General features: G+C 70.6%; 19 protein-coding genes and 1 pseudogene. 14 read left to right on the forward strand and 6 right to left on the reverse strand.

The window, feature by feature from the left end; genetic code table 11:
* Positions 1 to 291 precede the first annotated feature (291 nt).
* Both K3769_RS14340 and K3769_RS14345 read left to right on the forward strand, forming a co-directional pair.
* Positions 292 to 969 carry a response regulator transcription factor gene (locus K3769_RS14340; RefSeq protein ID WP_107015675.1) on the forward strand — a complete coding sequence of 226 codons (678 nt, stop codon included), beginning with the start codon at positions 292 to 294 and terminating at the stop codon, positions 967 to 969.
* 165 nt (positions 970 to 1,134) lie between these two features.
* Positions 1,135 to 2,403, forward strand: coding sequence for a sensor histidine kinase (locus K3769_RS14345; RefSeq protein WP_267026819.1), 1,269 nt, complete (start codon positions 1,135 to 1,137; stop codon positions 2,401 to 2,403).
* A 107-nt stretch (positions 2,404 to 2,510) separates the two neighbouring features.
* On the opposite strand, the gene K3769_RS14350 is transcribed toward K3769_RS14345, so the two are convergent.
* On the reverse strand, positions 2,511 to 3,083 hold the full coding sequence (locus K3769_RS14350; RefSeq protein ID WP_267031371.1) for a GtrA family protein: 573 nt from the start codon (positions 3,081 to 3,083) through the stop codon (positions 2,511 to 2,513).
* 193 nt (positions 3,084 to 3,276) lie between these two features.
* On the opposite strand from K3769_RS14350, the gene K3769_RS14355 reads away from it, so the two are divergent.
* From K3769_RS14355 to K3769_RS14365, 3 genes are read left to right on the forward strand one after another with little or no spacing between them, the layout of a single operon-like run.
* Complete coding sequence (locus K3769_RS14355; RefSeq protein WP_267026820.1) at positions 3,277 to 4,449, forward strand: 5-(carboxyamino)imidazole ribonucleotide synthase; 1,173 nt, start codon at positions 3,277 to 3,279, stop codon at positions 4,447 to 4,449.
* Positions 4,446 to 4,994 (forward strand): 5-(carboxyamino)imidazole ribonucleotide mutase, encoded by a 549-nt coding sequence (purE, locus tag K3769_RS14360; protein WP_267026821.1) that lies wholly within the window; start codon positions 4,446 to 4,448, stop codon positions 4,992 to 4,994. Before K3769_RS14355 ends, purE begins: the two co-directional genes overlap by 4 nt.
* Before the next feature lie 14 nt (positions 4,995 to 5,008).
* Entirely contained in the window at positions 5,009 to 6,187 is a 1,179-nt protein-coding gene (locus tag K3769_RS14365) for a dipeptidase (RefSeq protein WP_267031372.1), read from the forward strand.
* Here K3769_RS14365 and K3769_RS14370 read toward each other — a convergent pair.
* The gene (locus K3769_RS14370) at positions 6,184 to 7,407 is read right to left on the reverse strand and encodes a class I SAM-dependent methyltransferase (RefSeq protein ID WP_372514937.1); all 1,224 of its coding nucleotides are present in this window, start codon (positions 7,405 to 7,407) and stop codon (positions 6,184 to 6,186) included. The two genes, K3769_RS14365 and K3769_RS14370, sit on opposite strands and share 4 nt — an antisense overlap.
* Before the next feature lie 90 nt (positions 7,408 to 7,497).
* Between K3769_RS14370 and K3769_RS14375 the strand changes: the two genes are divergently transcribed.
* The 4 genes and pseudogenes from K3769_RS14375 (at position 7,498) to groL (ending at position 11,649) form a co-directional block, all read left to right on the forward strand.
* Positions 7,498 to 8,394, forward strand: a complete 897-nt coding sequence (locus tag K3769_RS14375; protein WP_267026822.1) for a polysaccharide deacetylase family protein — start codon at positions 7,498 to 7,500, stop codon at positions 8,392 to 8,394.
* Positions 8,391 to 9,159 (forward strand): annotated as a pseudogene (locus K3769_RS41130) (polysaccharide deacetylase family protein); the annotation flags it as partial. The gene K3769_RS14375 and the pseudogene K3769_RS41130, both read left to right, overlap by 4 nt.
* 438 nt (positions 9,160 to 9,597) lie before the next feature.
* Entirely contained in the window at positions 9,598 to 9,906 is a 309-nt protein-coding gene (gene groES / locus K3769_RS14385; protein ID WP_003998759.1) for a co-chaperone GroES, read from the forward strand.
* A 117-nt stretch (positions 9,907 to 10,023) separates the two neighbouring features.
* Positions 10,024 to 11,649 (forward strand): chaperonin GroEL, encoded by a 1,626-nt coding sequence (gene groL / locus K3769_RS14390; protein WP_267026823.1) that lies wholly within the window; start codon positions 10,024 to 10,026, stop codon positions 11,647 to 11,649.
* Positions 11,650 to 11,791: 142 nt separating this feature from the next.
* On the opposite strand, the gene K3769_RS14395 is transcribed toward groL, so the two are convergent.
* Positions 11,792 to 12,565 carry an SDR family NAD(P)-dependent oxidoreductase gene (locus K3769_RS14395; RefSeq protein ID WP_267026824.1) on the reverse strand — a complete coding sequence of 258 codons (774 nt, stop codon included), beginning with the start codon at positions 12,563 to 12,565 and terminating at the stop codon, positions 11,792 to 11,794.
* Between the two features lie 9 nt (positions 12,566 to 12,574).
* The gene (locus tag K3769_RS14400) at positions 12,575 to 13,246 is read right to left on the reverse strand and encodes an MOSC domain-containing protein (RefSeq protein ID WP_267026825.1); all 672 of its coding nucleotides are present in this window, start codon (positions 13,244 to 13,246) and stop codon (positions 12,575 to 12,577) included.
* Between the two features lie 79 nt (positions 13,247 to 13,325).
* Between K3769_RS14400 and K3769_RS14405 the strand changes: the two genes are divergently transcribed.
* Complete coding sequence (locus tag K3769_RS14405; protein ID WP_267026826.1) at positions 13,326 to 14,246, forward strand: LysR family transcriptional regulator; 921 nt, start codon at positions 13,326 to 13,328, stop codon at positions 14,244 to 14,246.
* A 104-nt stretch (positions 14,247 to 14,350) separates the two neighbouring features.
* On the opposite strand, the gene K3769_RS14410 is transcribed toward K3769_RS14405, so the two are convergent.
* Positions 14,351 to 14,674, reverse strand: coding sequence for a WhiB family transcriptional regulator (locus K3769_RS14410; protein WP_210880788.1), 324 nt, complete (start codon positions 14,672 to 14,674; stop codon positions 14,351 to 14,353).
* A gap of 380 nt (positions 14,675 to 15,054) precedes the next feature.
* On the opposite strand from K3769_RS14410, the gene K3769_RS14415 reads away from it, so the two are divergent.
* The 4 genes from K3769_RS14415 to K3769_RS14430 all read left to right on the forward strand — a co-directional run bounded on the left by K3769_RS14415 (position 15,055) and on the right by K3769_RS14430 (position 19,561).
* Entirely contained in the window at positions 15,055 to 15,666 is a 612-nt protein-coding gene (locus K3769_RS14415) for a response regulator transcription factor (RefSeq protein ID WP_003948568.1), read from the forward strand.
* A 271-nt stretch (positions 15,667 to 15,937) separates the two neighbouring features.
* On the forward strand, positions 15,938 to 16,525 hold the full coding sequence (locus K3769_RS14420; protein WP_267026827.1) for a sigma-70 family RNA polymerase sigma factor: 588 nt from the start codon (positions 15,938 to 15,940) through the stop codon (positions 16,523 to 16,525).
* 302 nt (positions 16,526 to 16,827) lie between these two features.
* A complete protein-coding gene (guaB, locus tag K3769_RS14425; protein WP_267026828.1) occupies positions 16,828 to 18,333 on the forward strand; it encodes an IMP dehydrogenase in 1,506 nt (501 codons plus the stop codon).
* A gap of 103 nt (positions 18,334 to 18,436) precedes the next feature.
* Positions 18,437 to 19,561: a GuaB3 family IMP dehydrogenase-related protein gene (locus K3769_RS14430; protein WP_267026829.1), complete on the forward strand. Its 1,125-nt coding sequence runs from the start codon at positions 18,437 to 18,439 to the stop codon at positions 19,559 to 19,561.
* A 73-nt stretch (positions 19,562 to 19,634) separates the two neighbouring features.
* Here the strand turns inward: K3769_RS14430 and K3769_RS14435 are convergent, their stop codons facing one another.
* The gene (locus K3769_RS14435) at positions 19,635 to 20,840 is read right to left on the reverse strand and encodes a nucleotide sugar dehydrogenase (protein ID WP_267026830.1); all 1,206 of its coding nucleotides are present in this window, start codon (positions 20,838 to 20,840) and stop codon (positions 19,635 to 19,637) included.
* Between the last annotated feature and the right edge of the window lie 84 nt (positions 20,841 to 20,924).

The following is a 20,924-nucleotide window of genomic DNA, read 5'->3' on the forward strand; positions in this document are numbered from 1 at the left end:
GTAGACACCAGCCCGCACACAAAAGAGACCTTCAGCGTGAAGCACCCGCCGAAGGTCCCTGGGTGGTGCTCCAGGCGTCTGGTCACCATAAGGCCCTAGGTCGCATCAATGCCGCATATGGCATGACTTGAGAGATGGATCACAGGTGTGGATGGAACCATGCGACTGATTCGAAGGCCGTTCACAGATTTACATCCTGAACCCCAGGGTCGCACGGGGCCGAAGGGGCGGGAGCGTCACAGATGTCGATCACCCTCACTGCGCCGGTCCGCAGCGGACTACCATCAGTTCATGACCCGAGTACTGCTCGCCGAGGACGACGCGTCCATCTCGGAACCCCTGGCTCGCGCCCTGCGCCGCGAGGGGTACGAGGTTGAGGTACGCGAGGACGGACCCACCGCGCTCGACGCGGGCATCCAGGGCGGTATAGATCTGGTCGTGCTCGACCTCGGGCTGCCCGGAATGGACGGCCTGGAGGTGGCCCGGCGGCTGCGCGCCGAGGGGATGACCGTGCCGGTCCTCATCCTGACCGCGCGCGCCGACGAGGTGGACACCGTCGTGGGCCTGGACGCCGGCGCGGACGACTATGTGACCAAGCCCTTCCGCCTCGCCGAACTGCTGGCCCGGGTGCGGGCCCTGCTGCGGCGCGGCGCGGCCGAACCCCAGCAGCCGCCCGCCACGCACGGGGTGCGGATCGACGTCGAGTCGCACCGGGCGTGGATGGGCGACGAGGAGCTGCAGCTGACGGCGAAAGAGTTCGACCTGCTCCGGGTGCTCGTCAGGGACGCGGGCCGGGTCGTCACGCGCGACCAGCTGATGCGCGAGGTCTGGGACACCACCTGGTGGTCGTCCACCAAGACGCTCGACATGCACATCTCCTGGCTGCGGAAGAAGCTGGGGGACGACGCGGCGAACCCGCGGTACATCGCGACGGTACGAGGAGTGGGCTTCCGCTTCGAGAAGAGCTGACCCGTTGTCGTTCGGGCCGCGCCTTCCACCGTCCCGTCGTCGGTGAGTGCGCGGCGCGGGCCGTGTGCGGCCGGTCGCGCCCCGCGGCGGAGCCGCTCGTGTCCGGGCTCCGCTCCCCTGACGGGGTGGGGGCCGGCCCGGATCATCAGTTGGCCGGAGGGACCTGTGCGTCGCCGTCTCATCAATTCCACGCTGGCCGTCGTGCTGGTGGTGATCGCCGTGTTCGGGGTCTCGCTCGTCATCGTCGAGACCCGCACGATCAGCAACAGCGCCCAGGAGCGGGTGGACTCCGAGGCGGTACGGCTGGTCAGCATCGTCGACAGCCGCATCCTCGGCGACGAGCAGGTCAACGCCCGGGTCCTCAAGGACCAGGTCACGGGCGACCGGTACGCGCGCATCGAGATCCCGGGCCGCGACTCCATCCACATCGGCACGCCGCCCACCGGTGACGTCATCACCTCCACCCGCGAGGGCGAGGAGGGCGAGACCGTCACGGTCGAGGAGGCGAGCTCGGCGGTCACCCGCGAGGTCGGCCGGACACTGCTGATCATCGCCGCGGTGGCCCTGCTCGCGGTGATCGCCGCCGTCCTCCTCGCGGTGCGCCAGGCCAACCGGCTCACCTCGCCGCTGACCGACCTCGCGGAGACCGCGGAACGGCTCGGATCGGGGGATCCGCGCCCGCGCCACAAGCGGTACGGGGTGCCGGAGCTGGACCGGGTCGCCGATGTGCTGGACGGCTCCGCCGAGCGCATCGCCCGGATGCTGACGGCCGAGCGGCGCCTCGCGGCCGACGCCTCGCACCAGCTGCGTACGCCGCTGACCGCGCTGTCCATGCGGCTGGAGGAGATCACCCTCACCGACGACCCGAGCACGGTCAAGGAGGAGGCGACCATCGCGCTGGCGCAGGTCGAGCGGCTCACCGACGTGGTGGAGCGGCTGCTGACCAACGCCCGCGACCCGCGTACGGGCTCCGCCGTCACGTTCGACCTCGACGAGGTCATCAAGCAGCAGCTCGCCGAGTGGCGCCCGGCCTACCGCAACGCGGGCCGCGCGATCGTCAGCTCGGGCAAGCACCATCTGCAGGCCGTCGGGACGCCGGGGGCGGTGGCCCAGGTCCTCGCCGCGCTGATCGAGAACTCGCTGATGCACGGCGGCGGGACGGTCGCGCTGCGTACGCGGGTCACCGGGAACCAGGCCGTGATCGAGGTCACCGACGAGGGGGCGGGGGTGCCGGCGGACCTGGGTGCGCGGATCTTCGAGCGGGCGATCAGCGGGCGCAACTCCACGGGGATCGGGCTGGCCGTCGCCCGTGACCTCGCCGAGGCGGACGGGGGGCGGCTGGAGATGCTGCAGGCGCAGCCGCCGGTATTCGGGTTGTTCTTGTCGCGTACGCCTCTGCGGCGGCGGGACGGGGACGAACCCACGGTGCGGTAGCGCGTCCGCGCGCCGGAAGGTTCAAAGACCAAAGATTGCGCCGTTCCCCGCGCCCCTAAGGGCTCAAAGGCGAAAGATTGCGCCGTTCCCCGCGCCCCTGAAGGGGGTCAGCGGGTGCGTTGGATCTGGCGGAAGCCCTGGGCGGGTGGGCGGTCTTCCTCCAGGTACGGGGTCGGGTTCCCCAGGAACGATTCCGCTTCCGGCACCGGGACGTGGACCGCGGCCACCCGGAAGACCCACGTGCGGTAGGACCAGAAGCGGAAGAGGGTCGCGATGCCGATCCCGACGAACTTGAAGACGTTGCTCGCCAGCGGGCTGTCGAAGCCCAGGCCGTACGTCGCGGCGAAGAGGATCCCGTTCTCGATGACGAGCCCGATCGCGCTGAACAGGACGAACAGCGTCAGTTCCCTCGTGCGGCCGCTCTTGTCGCGATCGCGGTAGGTGAAGTAGCGGAAACCGATGTAGTTCGAGACGATGGCCACGACCGTGGCGATCACACTGGCCCGGACCACCTGGAGATCGGTCGTACTGCGCACCAGGTTGAAGGTGATCAGGTTGACGAGGAGACCTGCTCCGCCGACCGCGCCGAACTTGGCGATCTCCCTGGTCAGGCGCTCGATCCGGAGGCGAACAGCGCTGGCCTGCCTGGCATGAGCCCCGCGTTTACCAGCTGTGCCCATGGTGTCGCCCAGCCCCCGTCTCGTCGGATAGGTCATTTTCGTCAACCTTCGTCGACTCCGCCATGCTAACCAGCGGTTCTCTCCGCTGCCGGACCCGGACTCGAAGATGTGGCCGGGATGTGATGAACCCGCACAATTTCCTATGATTCCGCGGGCGACAGGGGTGGCTCGAAACGGCCGATACCCTGGGGGTGTGACGTTCCCGGTAGTCGGCATGGTCGGCGGCGGTCAGCTCGCTCGTATGACGCACGAGGCTGGCATCCCGCTCGGCATCAGGTTCAAGCTCCTCAGCGAGACCCCCCAGGAGTCCGCGGCGCAGGTGGTCAGCGAGGTCGTCGTCGGCGACCATCGCGACCTCGGCACGCTGCGGGCCTTTGCGCGGGGCTGCGACGTGATCACTTTCGATCACGAACACGTACCCACCGAGCATCTGCGGGCCCTGGAGGCGGACGGCATCCCCGTGCGCCCCGGCCCCGACGCGCTCGTGCACGCCCAGGACAAGGGCGTGATGCGCGCGAAGCTCACGGAGATCGGGGTGCCGTGCCCACGGCACCGGATCGTGAGCGATCCGGCCGACGTGGCCGCGTTCGCGGCCGAGGGGCTCCCCGAAGGGGCCGAGGGGGACGGCTTCCCCGTCGTCCTCAAGACCGTCCGCGGCGGCTACGACGGCAAGGGCGTGTGGATCGTGCGGTCCGCGGCCGACGCCGAGGACCCCTTCCGGGCCGGCGTCCCGGTCCTCGCCGAGGAGAAGGTCGACTTCACCCGCGAGCTGGCCGCGAACGTCGTACGGTCGCCGCACGGCCAGGCCGTGGCGTACCCGGTGGTCGAGTCCCAGCAGGTCGACGGGGTCTGCGACACGGTGATCGCGCCCGCGCCCGGCATCTCCGAGGAGCTGGCGCTGCGGGCGGAGGAACTGGCCCTGCGCATCGCGAAGGAGCTCGGCGTCGTCGGCCACCTCGCCGTCGAGCTGTTCGAGACCCGGGGACCCGACGGGAAGAACGACATCCTCGTCAACGAACTGGCCATGCGCCCGCACAACTCCGGCCACTGGACCCAGGACGGCGCGATCACCTCCCAGTTCGCCAACCACGTCCGCGCGGTCCTGGACCTGCCCCTGGGCGACCCGCGCCCGCGCGCACCCTGGACGGTCATGGTGAACGTCCTGGGGGGCGACTACCCCGACATGTACTCCGCGTACCTGCACTGCATGGCACGCGACCCCCAGCTCAAGATCCACATGTACGGAAAGGACGTGAAGCCCGGCCGCAAGGTGGGCCACGTCAACACCTACGGCGACCACCTCGACGACGTGCTGGAGCGCGCCCGTCACGCAGCCGGCTACCTCAGAGGAACGATCACCGAATGAGTTCTGTCGTCACGAGCCCGGTCGTCGGCATCGTCATGGGGTCGGACTCCGACTGGCCCGTCATGGAAGGCGCCGCGAAGGCCCTCGCCGAGTTCGAGATCCCGTACGAGGTCGACGTGGTCTCCGCCCACCGGATGCCGCGCGAGATGATCACGTACGGCGAGGAGGCGGCCGGGCGTGGCCTGAAAGCGATCATCGCGGGCGCGGGCGGCGCCGCCCATCTGCCCGGCATGCTCGCCTCGGTCAGCCCGCTGCCCGTGATCGGCGTACCGGTCCCGCTGAAGTACCTCGACGGCATGGACTCGCTGCTGTCGATCGTCCAGATGCCGGCCGGGGTGCCGGTCGCCACGGTCTCGGTGGGCGGCGCGCGCAACGCGGGCCTGCTCGCCGCCCGCATCCTGGCCACGCACGACGAGGAACTCCTCGCGAGGATGCGTGACTTCCAGCAGGAGCTGAACGACCAGGCCACCGAGAAGGGCAAGCGGCTGCGCGCCAAGGTCGACAGCGGCGCGGGCACGGGCAGCGGCTTCGGCTTCGGAAAGTGACGGACGTGACCACCATGCCTTCTCTCGAAGAAGCCCGCGCGTTCCTCGCCGAGTTCCCCGTGGTCGACGGCCACAACGACCTGCCCTGGGCGCTGCGCGAGCAGGTCCGCTACGACATCGGCGCCCGCGACATCGCCGCCGACCAGAGCGCCCATCTGCACACCGACCTGGCGCGGCTGCGCGCGGGCGGCGTCGGCGCGCAGTACTGGTCGGTGTACGTGCGCTCGGACCTGCCCGGCGCGGTCACGGCGACCCTCGAACAGATCGACTGCGTACGGCAGTTGATCGAGCGCTACCCCGCCGATCTGCGGGGCGCCCTGACCGCCGCCGACATGGAGGCGGCGCGTGCCGAGGGCCGGATCGCCTCGCTGATGGGCGCCGAGGGCGGCCACTCGATCGACAACTCCCTCGCCACGCTGCGCGGCCTGTTCGAGCTGGGGGTCCGCTACATGACCCTCACCCACAACGACAACATCGCGTGGGCGGACTCGGCGACCGACGAGCCGGTGGTCGGCGGTCTGTCGGCGTTCGGCCACGGGGTCGTCCGCGAGATGAACCGTCTGGGCATGCTGGTGGACCTCTCCCACGTGGCCGCCACGACCATGCGGGACGCGCTGGACACGTCCACCGCGCCGGTGATCTTCTCCCACTCGTCCTCGCGCGCGATCTGCGACCATCCGCGCAACATCCCGGACGACGTGCTGGAGCGCCTGCCCGCCAACGGCGGGGTGGCGATGGTGACGTTCGTACCGAAGTTCGTCCTCCAGGCCGCCGTCGACTGGACGGAGGCCGCCGACGAGAACATGCGCGAGAAGGGCTTCCACCACCTCGACTCGACCGCCGAGGCGATGAAGGTCCACCAGGCCTTCGAGGAGTCCACCCCCCGCCCGGTCGCGACCGTCTCGACGGTCGCCGACCATCTCGACCACATGCGTGAGGTGGCGGGCGTCGACCATCTGGGTATCGGCGGCGACTACGACGGCACGGCGTTCACCCCCGACGGCCTGGGCGATGTCTCCGGCTACCCGAACCTGATCGCGGAGCTCCTGGACCGCGGCTGGTCGAAGCGGGACCTCGCCAAGCTGACCTGGCAGAACTCGGTACGGGTGCTGGCCGCGGCCGAGGACGTGGCACGCGACGAGCAGTCCCGCAGGGGCCCGTCGAACGCGACCCTGGAGCAGCTGGACAATTAGTTTTCCGGTGCGGTGACGGGGTGCCCCAGGAGCATGGTGGGGGCGCCCTGCACCCGCGTCAGGAACACGGTCGCCGAGTGCGGGCCCTGCGGCTTCACCTTGCGCCGCAGCTCCTCCGGCTCGACCGCGGATCCGCGCTTCTTCACGGTCAGGACGCCCACCTCGCGCTGCCGCAACAGCGCCTTGAGCTTCTTGACGCCGAACGGGAGCCGGTCGGTGATCTCGTAGACGGTCGCGTACGGGGTGGCCGTCGCGGAGTCCGCGGTGACGTAGGCGATGGTCTCGTCGACCAGCCCTCCGCCGTCCAGATCCGCGGCCACCTCGGCGACCAGGTGCGCGCGGATGACGGCGCCGTCGGGCTCGTACAGGAAGCGTCCCACGGGCCGTACCGCGGGATCGGGCAGTCCGCGGCCGAGGAGGGTGCGCGGGCCGGGCAGCAGGGTCGCGCGGACCGAACCCGCCTCCCCGGTGCCGAACCACAGCACGGCCTCCTTCACGTCCCCGGCGTCCGAGATCCACTCGGCCCCGGCCTCGGTGGGGACGGCCTCGTGCGGGATGCCGGGGGCGACCTTCAGCGCGGCGAGGGGTGCCTTCAGGGCCGCCTGGACGGCCCACGAGAGGGGCGGTGAGTACGACTCGGGGTCGAAGATCCGCCCGCGCCCGCCCCGGCGCCCCGGATCCACGAACACGGCGTCGTACCCGGCGGTGTCGACCTCGGTGACATCGGCCTCGCGCACCTCGATCAGCTCCGCCAGCCCGAGCGTCTCGGCGTTCGCGCGGGCCACGGCCGCGGTCAGCGGGTCCCGGTCGACGGCCAGGACCCGGATGCCGGCACGGGCGAGCGCGATCGCGTCACCGCCGATGCCGCAGCACAGGTCGGCCACGGACCGCACCCCCAGTTCCCCGAACCGCGCGGCACGGTACGCGGCGACGCTCGCCCGGGTCGACTGCTCGACCCCGTTCGGCGTGAAGAACATCTCCGCCGCGTCCGCCGCCCCGAACTTCGCCGCGGCCCGCTGCCGCAGCCGCGCCTGCCCGAGCGCGGCCGACACGAGGCCGACGGGGTGCTCGCGCCGCAGCCGCGTCGCCACGGCCAGTTCCTGGGCCGGTTCGCTGCCGCGCACCTCGTCGAGAAGGGCTCGTCCCTCGGACGTACGGAGGGCGGCGAAGGAGGCGAGCGGAGAGTCCGGCGACGCGGCCGGGGGATCGAGGTCGTTCACCGCCCCATTGTGGGCCAGTCGGTGGACGGCACGCGCGCGACGGCGGTGTCGGGCCGGGGGAGGGCTTGTGACCTGGGAGTATCCGGCACCATGCGACTTGTACGACAAACTGACAGTTTTCGGTCAAGGGTGCGGGGAACCGCAAAACCGGCCCGCATGGCCCTGACCCTGCTGACAGCCACCGCCCTGGCCACCGCCTGCTCGACCCCGGCCCCCAAGGACACCGAGCCGGCCGCGGGCCAGCAGGCAGCCGCCGAACTCCGCCAGGAGCAACGCGCTTACGCCGCCGCGGTCAAGAGATGGGGCCTGGCCAAGACCCCGCTGCCCGCACCGCCGGCCCCGGCGAGGAAGCCGCACATCCCCACCCGTGACGGCTTCGAGGTGGACGACCACGACGGACTGCCCCCCGTCTTCACGACGATCCCCACCAAGGACAAGGTCGTCTTCCTCACCATCGACGACGGCGCGGAGAAGGACCCGGCGTTCCTGCGGATGATGCGCGAGCTGAAGATCCCGTACACCGCGTTCCTCAGTGACTACCTGGTCAAGGAGGACTACGGGTACTTCGGGAGGATGGGCGCCGACGGGGTGTCCCTGAACAACCACACCCTCCACCACCGCTTCATGCCGGGCCTGTCGTACGCCGCGCAGAAACGCGAGATCTGCGGGATGCAGGACGTGATCGAGAAGCGGTACGGGAAACGCCCGACGCTCTTCCGGCCGCCGTACGGCAACTACAACGAGGACACCCTGCGGGCCGCCAAGGCCTGCGGCATCAAGGCGGCCCCCCTCTGGAACGAGGAGGTCTTCGTCGACCGCTGGGAGTACCGGGAGTGGGACCGCGACCTGCGCCCCGGAGACATCGTTCTCAGCCATTTCCGCGGCAAGGAGGACTGGAAGGGCACGATGCCCGACATGGTCCGCCGCTTCCTGAAACTGATCACCGACAAGGGGTACGCGGTGGCGCGCCTGGAGGACTACCTGTGAGGCGGCGGGGGGCCGCGGCCGTTCTGCTGGCGGGCGTGCTCTGTCTCACCGGCTGCGCCCAGTCGGTCGACCCGATCGAGCGGCTGGGCAAGAAGGCGGCGCAGAAGGTGCGCACGCACGGGCCGGCGGTGGAGGCGTACCGCCGCTGGGGCCTGAGCGGCCCGCTCGCCGCCGCGCCGCGCCCGTCCGTCCGGCGGCCCGCCTTACGGGCCGCGGGGCCCGGGCTGCCGCCCGTGGTGGACCGGGTCCCGACCCGCGACAAGGTCGTCTTCCTGACCTTCGACGACGGCGCGGAGAGGGATCCGCGGTTCGTCGACCTGGTCCGGGAACTGCGGCTGCCGGTCAGCGTGTTCCTCACGGACAGCGTGGTGGGGCCTGGGTACGCGCACCTGGGGCGGTTGCGGGCGGTCGGTGCGAGCGTGCAGAACCACACGCTCGACCATCCGTATCTGCCGGGGCTGCCGTACGAGGGGCAGCGGGCGGAGATCTGCGGTCAGCAGGAGAAGCTGAAGCAGCGGTTCGGGGTCCGGCCTCGGCTGTTCCGGCCTGCCGTACGGGGAGTACGACGGGGACACGCTGCGGGCGGCGGGGACTGCGGGGTCGCGGCGGTGGTTCTCTGGCGGGGGTGGGGGCGGTTGCGGGCGGGTGACATTCTCCACTGCGCGGGAGGCGGGGAGGGTGGGGGTGGGCTGACCGGTGGGTGGTGGGGGTGCTTCGGCGCGTGCAGGCGGAGGGGTTCGCCGTGGGCGCCTGGAGGACTACCAGGGGCCCCGGAGAGGGTTCTCGCCCCCGCCGCCCCTTCCCGTCCCCGACCACACATGGGGGCTGTGCCCCCTCGCCCCCGTTGCGCAGTTCCCCGCGCCCCTAAGGGGGCTGGGGGGTGGGGCGCAGCCCGGCCCCCAGGGGCGCGGGGAACTGCGCGGCCAGCTCTTACTGGGTCCACCAGCGAAGACACCTCCCCCTGTCCGACGTAAAACGGGCGCCAGGAACCCCGCTCCGGGGTGTTCGGATGCCGCCAACCGCCGGAGGTGATTGGCACTCCGCTTGACCGAGTGCTAATCCCGGTCATAGTCTCGGCTCTGGCACTCACCGCAGGAGAGTGCCAATAGCGACGGGCAGGTCCGGCACCCGCGACGACGGATCCACCTGGTCGCCACCTCAGACAGTTAACCCCGTGAGATCTCCGAAGGGGGAGGTCGGATCGTGACGACCACCAGCTCCAAGGTTGCCATCAAGCCGCTCGAGGACCGCATTGTGGTCCAGCCGCTCGACGCCGAGCAGACCACCGCCTCTGGCCTGGTCATTCCGGACACGGCGAAGGAGAAGCCCCAGGAGGGCGTCGTCCTGGCCGTCGGCCCGGGCCGTTTCGAGAACGGCGAGCGTCTCCCGCTCGACGTCAAGACCGGCGACATCGTGCTTTACAGCAAGTACGGCGGCACCGAAGTGAAGTACAACGGCGAGGAGTACCTCGTCCTCTCGGCCCGCGACGTGCTCGCGATCATCGAGAAGTAATTCACCCAGGTTTGCTTTGAACTGCGCCCCTGGCCCCAGCGAGTACTGAACGCGAGTACTAAAAAGCGCCGGGTGCCAGGGGTGCCGTTCGTTTTTTGAGAGGACTGAATCAGCTCCATGGCGAAGATCCTGAAGTTCGACGAGGACGCCCGTCGCGCCCTTGAGCGCGGCGTCAACAAGCTTGCCGACACCGTGAAGGTGACGATCGGCCCCAAGGGCCGCAACGTCGTCATCGACAAGAAGTTCGGCGCCCCCACCATCACCAACGACGGTGTCACGATCGCCCGCGAGGTCGAGCTCGACGACCCGTACGAGAACCTCGGCGCCCAGCTGGTGAAGGAGGTGGCGACCAAGACCAACGACATCGCGGGTGACGGTACGACCACCGCCACCGTGCTGGCCCAGGCGCTCGTCCGCGAGGGCCTGAAGAACGTCGCCGCCGGCGCGTCCCCCGCCCTCCTCAAGAAGGGCATCGACGCGGCCGTGGCCGCGGTCTCCGAGGAGCTCCTCGCGACCGCGCGCCCCATTGACGAGAAGTCCGACATCGCGGCCGTCGCCGGTCTGTCCGCCCAGGACAGCCAGGTCGGCGAGCTCATCGCCGAGGCGATGGACAAGGTCGGCAAGGACGGTGTCATCACCGTCGAGGAGTCCAACACCTTCGGTCTGGAGCTGGACTTCACCGAGGGCATGGCCTTCGACAAGGGCTACCTGTCCCCGTACATGGTGTCCGACCAGGAGCGTATGGAGGCCGTCCTCGACGACCCGTACATCCTGATCCACCAGGGCAAGATCTCCTCGATCCAGGACCTGCTGCCGCTCCTTGAGAAGGTCATCCAGACCAACGCCTCGAAGCCGCTGCTGATCATCGCCGAGGACGTCGAGGGCGAAGCCCTGTCGACCCTGGTCGTGAACAAGATCCGCGGCACCTTCAACGCGGTGGCCGTCAAGGCGCCCGGCTTCGGCGACCGCCGCAAGGCCATGCTCGGTGACATCGCCACGCTGACCGGCGCCACGGTCATCGCCGAGGAGGTCGGCCTCAAGCTCGACCAGGTCGGCCTGGACGTGCTGGGCACCGCCCGCCGTGTGACCGTCACCAAGGACGACACGACCATCGTCGACGGCGGCGGCAACAGCGCCGACGTGGCCGGCCGTGTCAACCAGATCAAGGCCGAGATCGAGTCCACGGACTCCGACTGGGACCGCGAGAAGCTCCAGGAGCGCCTCGCGAAGCTGGCCGGCGGCGTGTGCGTGATCAAGGTCGGCGCCGCCACGGAGGTGGAGCTGAAGGAGAAGAAGCACCGTCTGGAGGACGCCATCTCCGCGACCCGCGCCGCGGTCGAGGAGGGCATCGTCTCCGGTGGTGGCTCCGCGCTCGTCCACGCCGTGAAGGTCCTCGAAGGCAACCTCGGCAAGACCGGCGACGAGGCGACCGGTGTCGCCGTCGTCCGCAGGGCCGCCGTCGAGCCGCTGCGCTGGATCGCCGAGAACGCCGGCCTGGAGGGTTACGTCATCACCTCCAAGGTCGCCGACCTCGACAAGGGCCAGGGCTTCAACGCCGCGACCGGCGAGTACGGCGACCTGGTCAAGGCCGGCGTCATCGACCCGGTCAAGGTCACCCGCTCCGCCCTGGAGAACGCCGCCTCCATCGCCTCCCTGCTCCTCACGACCGAGACCCTGGTCGTCGAGAAGCCGGCCGAGGAAGAGGCCGACGCCGGCCACGGCGGCCACGGCCACTCGCACTAGGCGTCTTCACCGGGCGCGCGGTGAACCGACCGCGCGCCCGGCCGGTACCTGACGAAGGCCCGGTACCCCGTTGCGACGGGGACCGGGCCTTCGTGCTGCCGGGGTCCACCCACCGGCTCTCCTCGCCCAACGGCAGCAGCGCTCACTGCGGCCCGTACTTGCGGCCCGTCTTCGAGCTGATGCCGCCGAGCAGGCCCCGCGGGGTCACCTTCGCCACCCCCATCAGGGCCTTGTAGCGCGGGTCAGGAATGGACAGGGACTTGTCGCGGGCCAGGTCGGCCAGCGCGGCGGCGACCACCTTGTCGGCGTCCAGCCACATCCAGTTGGGGATGTTGTCCGTGCCCATCCCGGCCCGCTCGTGGAACTCGGTCCGCACGAAGCCGGGACACAGCGCCATCAGCCGGACGCCGCTGCCCGCCAGGTCCTTCGCCACCCCCTGCGTGAACTGCACGACCCACGCCTTCGACGCCCCGTACGTACCGCGCGGCAGGAACGCGGCCGTCGACGCCACGTTGACGACCCCGCCGCGCCCGCGCTCCCGCATGGCCTCGGCCGCCGCCGACGTCAGCCGGAGCACCGCCTCGCAGTGCACCTTGAGCATCTTCAGCTCGTCCGCCATCGGTACGTCCAGATACCGGCCCTTGTTGCCGAAGCCCGCGTTGTTGACGAGCAGGTCGACCGCGTGTTTGCGGTCCGAGACACGGGCGGCCACCGCCTCGATGCCCTCGTCCGTGGCCAGATCCGCCGTCAGCACCTCCGCCTCGATGCCGTGCCGGTCGTGCAGTTCCGTCGCCTGCTCACCGAGCCGCTCGGTGTCACGCGCGACCAGCACGAGGTTGTGCCCGTCGGCGGCCAGCCGCCGTGCGAAGGCGGCACCGATGCCCGCTGTCGATCCTGTGATCAAAGCCGTTGTCATGGCCCAAGGTTAGTGACCGCCGTACTTCTCGACGTACCTCAGCGCCGTCGCCCGTGCCTCCGGGTGCAGGGCGTCGCCCGCCGCCAGCACCCTCGGCAGCAGCGTCCGTTCGAGCGTGACCGCGCGGAACTGGAGGGCGGCGGTGACCTCGTGGTCCGGCCGGTGCACGATCTCGATCGGATCGCCCGCCCGTATCTCCCCGGGCTCGATCACCCGCAGGTACGCGCCGGTCGCCCCCTTCCGCGTGAACCGCCTGACCCAGCCCTTCTCACCCAGGTGGCCCTGGAAGGTGAGGCAGGGGATCCGCCCGGACGTCACTTCCAGCACGAGCCCGGAGCCGACGCGCCAGCGCTCCCCGATCTTCGCGCCGGACACGTCGACGCCCTCCGTCGTCAGATTCTCCCCGAACATCCCGCTGGACAGGGTGCGCCCCAGCTCGCGTTCCCAGTCGTCCAGATCCTCGCGCGCGAAGGCGTAGACCGCCTGGTCGTCGCCGCCGTGGTGCCGCAGCTCGCACACGGCGTCCCCGGCGAGACCGCTCCCGCCGACGCCCTTGGGGCCGGGCGCGGCGACCCGTACCGGCCCGTCCACCGGCCGCTTGTCGATCCCGGTCACGCCCTCGGCCTGGTCCGTGTAGTCGACGGCCTTCGGCCGCCCCAGATTCAGAGACAGAAGCTTCATGACGGCACGCTAGGCGATCCGGGCCAAAGCGTCGATGCGATATTCCTCCCCGAATCCAAGATTCGCTTATGCTTCAAGGGTGATCGAGGCCCGTCATCTGCGTGTCCTGCGTGCCGTCTCCGCCACCGGTTCCTTCTCGGCGGCGGGGCGTGAACTGGGCTGCACCCAGCCCGCCGTCAGCCAGCAGATGAAGGCCCTCGAAGCCTCCGTCGGCACCCCCCTCCTCGTCCGCACCGGCCGTGAGATGCGGCTGACCCAGGCCGGCGAGGCCCTGGTACGGCACGCGGCGGGCATCATCGCCGGTCTGACCGCCGCCGAGGAGGAGGTCGCCGCGATCGCCGGACTGCGCGCGGGCCGGGTGCGCCTGGTGTCGTTCCCCAGCGGAAGCTCCACACTCGTACCGACCGCGCTCGCCGCCCTGCGCGCCGCCCACCCCGGCACCCGGGTCTCCCTTGAGGAGGCCGAACCGCCGCGCTCCGTCGAGATGCTGCGCGAGGGCGACTGCGACGTGACACTCGCCTTCCGCTACGAGGGCGGGACGGGGGCCGCGGCGGCCGGTTCGGCGGACGCGGAGGAGTGGGGCGACCTGGTGATCCGGCCGCTGCTCACGGACCGGCTTGTCGGTCTGGTCCCCGAGGGCCACCGGCTGGCGCGGGCGGGCGCGGTCGCCATCGGCGACCTGGCCGACGAGCCGTGGATCGCCGGCTGCCCCCGCTGCCGGGCCCAGCTGGTCGAGGTCTGTGAGAGCGCGGGCTTCACCCCGCGCATCGACTTCGCGACCGACGACTATCCGGCGGTGGTCGGTCTGGTCGGGGCGGGGCTCGGGGTCGCGGTCCTGCCCGAGCTGGCCATCGAGTCCGTACGCCCCAAGGGTGCACGCACAGTGACGGTGGAGCCCGCGCTGCGGCGGGAGATCGTCGCCCTGACCCTGCCCGATCTGGCCCAGGTGCCCGCCGTGGCGGCCACGCTGGACCAGCTGGCCAGGGCCGCCGCCCGCTGAGGACGGCGCCGGGCGCGTTCAGCGGCTGCCGGAGCCGGGAGGTATGCGGCGGGGGACGGAAAGAAGGGGCACGCGCGCGCGTGTCGGTCCGGAGAAACGTTCCTTCAGTGGGGTGACGGGTCGCCCCCGCTCGACGCCGAGACCAGGCGGTTGCGCGCCCGTCCCATCAGTTCCTCGCGCTCGTCCTCGGTCAGGCCGCCCCACACGCCGTACGGCTCGCGCACCGCCAGCGCGTGTGCGGCGCACTCCGCTCGCACCGGGCACCTCATGCAGACCTCTTTGGCCGAGTTCTCACGAGCGCTCCGTGCCGCGCCACGCTCGCCCTCGGGGTGGAAGAAGAGCGAGCTGTCGACCCCGCGGCACGCCGCGAGGAGCTGCCAGTCCCACAGATCCGCGTTCGGTCCGGGAAGGCGGGAGAAATCTGCCATTGCTTTGTCCCCTTGTAGCCGTTTTGGTCGGTTACGCGCCCATGACCGTACATCTACGATCTAAGGAGATGAAAATATGACTCATTGCGAATCTAGCCCCAGACACCAGTAAATGGAACGAAAAGGGTCTGAATGGGGCATAGCTTGTGATGAAACCTTGAGGGTCTGCCGCACGTGTCTCCACCGTGTCCGCGCCCTCACGTAGAGTGCCGAACGTGGCTCCCCGCCCCGTAACTCTTTCGGGTGACCGTCGTTGAGTGTGCGAGGCGGTTGAAGGAACAAACGCTCGGGCAAGCGTCCGAGTCGGTCGACCGCACAGGTGACGATTTCGTACCAGCCTGGAGGCCCAAGGTGACGCGCATCAGCTGCGGAGGACGGCCATGACATCCGTCCTCGTCTGCGACGACTCCCCGCTTGCCCGAGAGGCGCTCCGCCGTGCGGTGGCGACCGTGCCCGGCGTAGAGCGCGTGACCACGGCGGCCAACGGCGAGGAAGTCCTCCGCCGCTGGGGTGCCGACCGTTCGGACCTGATTCTGATGGACGTACGCATGCCCGGTCTGGGCGGCGTGGAGACGGTCCGTCGGTTGCTGTCCGCCGACCCCGGTGCGCGCATCATCATGCTCACCGTGGCCGAGGACCTGGACGGTGTCGCGCTCGCGGTCGCCGCCGGTGCCCGCGGCTATCTCCACAAGGACGCCTCCCGCGCGGAACTGCGGGCGACCGTCACCCAGGCCCTCGCCGACCCGACCTGGCGGCTCGCCCCGCGCAGACTGCGCTCGGCCGAGATGGGCGCCGCGCCGACGCTCACCGCGCGTGAGATCCAGGTCCTCGAGGGCATGAGCCACGGCCGGTCGAACGCGGAGATCGGCCGTGAGCTGTTCCTCTCCGAGGACACGGTCAAGACGCACGCCCGCCGGCTCTTCAAGAAGCTCGGCGCCTCGGACCGGGCGCACGCGGTGGCGCTGGGATTCCGATGGGGCCTGGTCCGTTAGGTGAACCGCCGCTGGGGTACGGGTTTCCCCGCCTGCCGCGAGGCGGGCGGGGCCGGGCCCGACAGGGGATCGAATGACGCCGTTCGGGCACCCGATCCCCGTTTCCCGGCGGATGCCGCATCCTTGAGGTGTGGAGTTCCTCGGGAACAAGTCGGTCGAGCGGGAGGGGAGGGCGCAGGAGATGAGTTCCGGCGCACCTGCTCATAACGCTTCGGTGCACAACTACGGACGCGGTGCCACGGAACGAACGACGCCAAGGCACCATGGACCGATGCGTGACGACGAGGCGCCTCATGCCCAAGGGGTCATCGGTGGGCTCGTCCATCGCGCGGTCGACGGCGACGAGCAGGCCACGCACGATCTGCTCGCCCATGTCCACCCGCTCGCCATCCGCTACTGCCGGACGCGGCTGTCCCGGCTGCCGGGGGACGCGCGGCACTTCGTGGAGGACCTGGCGCAGGAGGTCTGCGTAGCGGTGCTGCTGGCACTGCCTCGCTACAAGGACACCGGACGCCCCTTCGAGGCCTTCGTCTTCGCCATCGCCGCCCACAAGGTGGCCGACCTGCAGCGGGCCGCCATGCGGCATCCCGGTTCGACCGCCGTGCCGTCGGACGAGATGCCCGAACGGCCGGACGACTCGCTCGGCCCCGAGGAGCGCGCCCTCCTCAGCAGCGACGCCGAGTGGGCGAAGAAGCTCATGGCCAACCTCCCCGAGAACCAGCGCGAACTGCTGCTGCTGCGGATCGCGGTGGGCCTCACGGCCGAGGAGACCGGCCAGATGTTGGGAATGTCACCCGGCGCGGTCCGCGTGGCCCAGCACCGGGCGCTCAGCCGCCTGCGGGCCCTCGCCGAGCAGTAGGCGTTTCCCCTTACGGGGGCGGCAGGTGGGGGCGGCTTCCGGGGCACGGGACCGTGCGCGGGGGCGTGCGGCTCATGGTGGACGGGCTGTCCCGCGGGTACGCGTCGCACTCAGTCGCACTCATCGGTACGCGACGAGACTCAGCGGTACGCATCGAGGTGGAGCGGCGTACTGAACAGGGCAGCCGCCCGGCCCGTAGGAACCTACGAGCCCCGGGGGCGCTCCAGACCGTGGAATGAGAGAGCCATGCTTCCCGTTAGCATGGACATCCGCACCGATCAAGGCCATTTGGGGAAGGTGTCATGACTGCAAACGTCGACGGAGTGCCCGAGAAATTCGCGACGCTCGGGCTGACCTACGACGACGTGCTGCTGCTGCCGGGGGCATCGGAAGTGCTGCCGGGCGCGGTCGACACCTCGTCCCGCATCTCCCGCAACGTACGCGTGAACATCCCGCTGCTCTCCGCGGCGATGGACAAGGTCACCGAGTCCCGGATGGCGATCGCCATGGCCCGCCAGGGCGGCGTCGGCGTGCTGCACCGCAACCTCTCCATCGAGGACCAGGTCAACCAGGTCGACCTCGTGAAGCGCTCCGAGTCCGGCATGGTCACCGACCCGATCACGGTGCACCCGGACGCGACGCTGGGCGAGGCCGACGCGCTGTGCGCCAAGTTCCGCATCAGCGGTGTCCCCGTCACCGACGGCAACGGCAAGCTGCTCGGCATCGTCACCAACCGCGACATGGCCTTCGAGACCGACCGCTCCCGCCAGGTGCGCGAGGTCATGACCCCGATGCCGCTCGTCACCGGCAAGGTCGGCATCTCCGGGACCGACGCCATGGAGCTGCTGCGCCGCCACAAGATCGAGAAGCTTCCGCTGGTCGACGACGCGGGCATCCTCAAGGGCCTCATCACGGTCAAGGACTTCGTCAAGGCCGAGAAGTACCCGCACGCCGCGAAGGACGCCGAGGGCCGCCTCCTCGTGGGCGCCGCCGTGGGCGCCAGCCCCGAAGCCCTCGAGCGGGCCCAGGCTCTCGCCGAGGCCGGGGTCGACTTCCTGATCGTCGACACCTCGCACGGGCACAACAGCAACGCCCTCAACTGGATGGCGAAGATCAAGTCGAGCGTCGGCGTCGACGTGATCGGCGGCAACGTGGCCACCCGCGACGGCGCCCAGGCGCTGATCGACGCCGGTGTCGACGGCGTCAAGGTGGGCGTGGGCCCCGGCTCCATCTGTACGACCCGGGTGGTCGCCGGCATCGGCGTACCGCAGGTCACCGCCATCTACGAGGCGGCCCTCGCGGCCCGCTCCGCCGGTGTCCCGGTGATCGGGGACGGCGGACTGCAGTACTCCGGAGACATCGGCAAGGCGCTGGCCGCCGGCGCCGACACCGTGATGCTCGGCAGCCTTCTCGCCGGCTGCGAGGAGTCGCCCGGCGAGCTGCAGTTCATCAACGGCAAGCAGTTCAAGTCGTACCGCGGGATGGGCTCCCTCGGTGCCATGCAGTCCCGCGGCCAGGCCAAGTCGTACTCGAAGGACCGCTACTTCCAGGCCGAGGTCTCCTCCGACGACAAGCTCGTCCCCGAGGGCATCGAGGGCCAGGTGCCCTACCGCGGCCCGCTCGCCAACGTGCTGCACCAGCTCGTCGGCGGTCTGCGCCAGACCATGGGCTACGTGGGTGCCGCGTCCATCGACGAGATGGAGACCAAGGGCCGCTTCGTACGGATCACGTCGGCGGGCCTCAAGGAGAGCCACCCGCACGACATCCAGATGACGGTCGAGGCGCCGAACTACAGTCGCGGCCAGTAGCGAAACCACGGTCGGGGGCGGTCTCGGGGACTCCGGGACCGCCCCCGCCGCGTGTGTCGGGGATACTGGAACGCGCAGAACCGAAGACGGAAAGGCCACACACGTGACTGAGATCGAGATCGGGCGCGGCAAGCGCGGCCGCCGGGCGTACGCCTTCGACGACATCGCCGTCGTCCCGAGCCGCCGTACGCGCGACCCGAAGGAGGTCTCGATCGCCTGGCAGATCGACGCCTACCGCTTCGAGCTGCCGTTCCTGGCGGCTCCCATGGACTCGGTGGTCTCCCCGGCGACCGCCATCCGCATCGGGGAGCTGGGCGGCCTGGGCGTCCTCAACCTCGAAGGCCTGTGGACGCGGCACGAGGACCCGCAGTCGCTCCTCGACGAGATCGTGGAGCTGGACGCGGAGACCGCGACCCGCCGCCTCCAGGAGATCTACGCGGCTCCCATCAAGGAGGAGCTGATCGGGCTGCGCATCAAGGAGGTGCGCGACTCGGGCGTGGTCACCGCCGCCGCGCTCTCGCCGCAGCGCACCGCGCAGTTCTCCAAGGCCGTCGTGGACGCGGGCGTCGACATCTTCGTCATCCGCGGTACGACGGTGTCGGCGGAGCACGTCTCCGGCGCCTCCGAGCCGCTGAACCTGAAGCAGTTCATCTACGAGCTGGACGTCCCGGTCATCGTCGGCGGCTGCGCCACGTACACGGCGGCGCTGCACCTGATGCGTACCGGCGCGGCCGGTGTGCTGGTGGGCTTCGGCGGCGGCGCCGCGCACACCACGCGCAACGTGCTCGGCATCCAGGTCCCGATGGCCACCGCCGTCGCCGACGTGGCCGCCGCCCGCCGCGACTACATGGACGAGTCCGGCGGCCGGTACGTGCACGTGATCGCGGACGGCGGGGTCGGCTGGTCCGGCGACCTGCCCAAGGCGATCGCCTGCGGCGCCGACTCGGTGATGATGGGCTCCCCGCTGGCCCGCGCGACGGACGCGCCCGGCCGGGGCAATCACTGGGGCATGGAGGCCGTCAACGAAGAGCTGCCGCGCGGCAAGAAGGTCGACCTCGGCACCGTCGGCACCATCGAGGAGGTCCTGCTGGGCCCCTCGCACACCCCCGACGGCTCCATGAACTTCTTCGGCGCCCTGCGCCGCGCGATGGCCACGACCGGCTACAGCGAACTGAAGGAGTTCCAGCGGGTCGAGGTCACGGTGGCGGACGCCCAGCACAAGCGCTGACGTGACACCGCGCCGAGCGCGCGCGAACGGAAGGGGCCCGGCCACTCGGTGGCCGGGCCCCTCGGCGTACGCGTCACAGCCGGTGCGCCGCCCCCGTCGGAGTCGCTCCTCGGGTGTCCAGGAGCAGTTGGGCCTTGACCGAGAGGCCCTGCAGGTCGTACGTGCGGTGCTGCTGGAGCAGGATCGTGAGGTCCGCGTCGGCCGCCGCCTCGTACAGGGAGTCCACGCGGGGGACCGGGCGGTCGAGGATGGACCAGGAAGGGACGTGCGGGTCGTGGTAGCTGACGGCCGCGCCCAGTTCCATCAGGCGGGTCGCGATCTCCCGGGCGGGTGAGCCCTGCTGGTCGGCGTGGTCGGCCTTGTAGGTGACGCCGAGGAGCAGCACGCGCGCGCCGCGGGCCGACTTGCCGTGTTCGTTGAGGAGCGTGGCCGCGCGCTGGATGACGTACCGGGGCATGTGGTCGTTGACCTGCTGGGCCAGTTCGACCATGCGCAGGGCGCGCGTCCGCGGCCCCGCGAGGTCGCGCGGGACGGCGTGGCCGCCCACGCCGGGGCCGGGGCGGAAGGCCTGGAAGCCGAACGGCTTGGTCTCGGCGCAGCGGATGACGTCCCACAGGTCGACGCCCAGGTCGTGGCAGAGGACGGCCATCTCGTTGACCAGGGCGATGTTGACGTGCCGGTAGTTGGTCTCCAGGAGCTGCACGGTCTCCGCCTCGCGGGGTCCACGCGCGCGTACGACCTTGTCGGTGAGCCGGCCGTAGAACGCGGCGGCGGACTCGGTGCAGGCCGGCGTGAGCCCGCCGATGACCTTCGGGGTGTTGGCGGGGCCGTGGTCGCGGTTGCCCGGGTCCACCCGGCTGGGTGAGTACGCGAGGTGGAAGTCGCGGCCGGCCCGGAGTCCGGAGCCCTCTTCGAGGAGCGGCCGGAGGAATTCCTCGGTCGTCCCCGGGTACACGGGGGACTCCAGGATCACCGTGGTGTGCGGGCGCAGATGCGCGGCCAGGGTGCGGGCGGCGGAGGCCACCTGTCCCAGGTCGAGCGTCCCGTCCGCGCCGCGCGGGGTCGGAGCGCAGATGACGGCGGTGCGTACGCGGCCCAGCTCGGCCGGGTTCGTGGCGCGTCTGAATCCCGTGGACAGCATCCGGCGCAGGTCGGCCGCGGCCAGGGGCGCCGGGTCGCCGCACTCGTAGCCGAGGGTGGGGATACCGGTGGTGGCGGCGGCCCGGGCCAGGGGCAGGCCGAGCTGGCCGAGGCCGATGACGGCGAGGTCTGCGGGCATGGCGGTGGGCCGTCCTTCCCTGTAGCCGGAGTGGCAGTAGCCGGAGTGGGGCGAGGGCGCAAGCCCTGTGGACAGAACGGGCGA

The sequence above is a fragment of the Streptomyces ortus genome, from assembly GCF_026341275.1.
In the GTDB taxonomy this organism is placed as follows: domain Bacteria; phylum Actinomycetota; class Actinomycetes; order Streptomycetales; family Streptomycetaceae; genus Streptomyces; species Streptomyces ortus.

Coding starts and splice junctions, on each gene's coding strand:
- guaB (WP_267026828.1), top strand. CDS start 16,828: ATGACTGCAAACGTCGACGGAGTGCCCGAGAAATTCGCGACGCTCGGG.
- K3769_RS14415 (WP_003948568.1), top strand. CDS start 15,055: ATGACATCCGTCCTCGTCTGCGACGACTCCCCGCTTGCCCGAGAGGCG.
- groL (WP_267026823.1), top strand. CDS start 10,024: ATGGCGAAGATCCTGAAGTTCGACGAGGACGCCCGTCGCGCCCTTGAG.
- K3769_RS14350 (WP_267031371.1), bottom strand. CDS start 3,083: ATGGGCACAGCTGGTAAACGCGGGGCTCATGCCAGGCAGGCCAGCGCT.
- K3769_RS14365 (WP_267031372.1), top strand. CDS start 5,009: ATGCCTTCTCTCGAAGAAGCCCGCGCGTTCCTCGCCGAGTTCCCCGTG.
- K3769_RS14395 (WP_267026824.1), bottom strand. CDS start 12,565: ATGACAACGGCTTTGATCACAGGATCGACAGCGGGCATCGGTGCCGCC.
- K3769_RS14410 (WP_210880788.1), bottom strand. CDS start 14,674: ATGGCAGATTTCTCCCGCCTTCCCGGACCGAACGCGGATCTGTGGGAC.
- K3769_RS14435 (WP_267026830.1), bottom strand. CDS start 20,840: ATGCCCGCAGACCTCGCCGTCATCGGCCTCGGCCAGCTCGGCCTGCCC.
- K3769_RS14400 (WP_267026825.1), bottom strand. CDS start 13,246: ATGAAGCTTCTGTCTCTGAATCTGGGGCGGCCGAAGGCCGTCGACTAC.
- K3769_RS14375 (WP_267026822.1), top strand. CDS start 7,498: ATGCGACTTGTACGACAAACTGACAGTTTTCGGTCAAGGGTGCGGGGA.
- K3769_RS14420 (WP_267026827.1), top strand. CDS start 15,938: ATGCGTGACGACGAGGCGCCTCATGCCCAAGGGGTCATCGGTGGGCTC.
- K3769_RS14340 (WP_107015675.1), top strand. CDS start 292: ATGACCCGAGTACTGCTCGCCGAGGACGACGCGTCCATCTCGGAACCC.
- purE (WP_267026821.1), top strand. CDS start 4,446: ATGAGTTCTGTCGTCACGAGCCCGGTCGTCGGCATCGTCATGGGGTCG.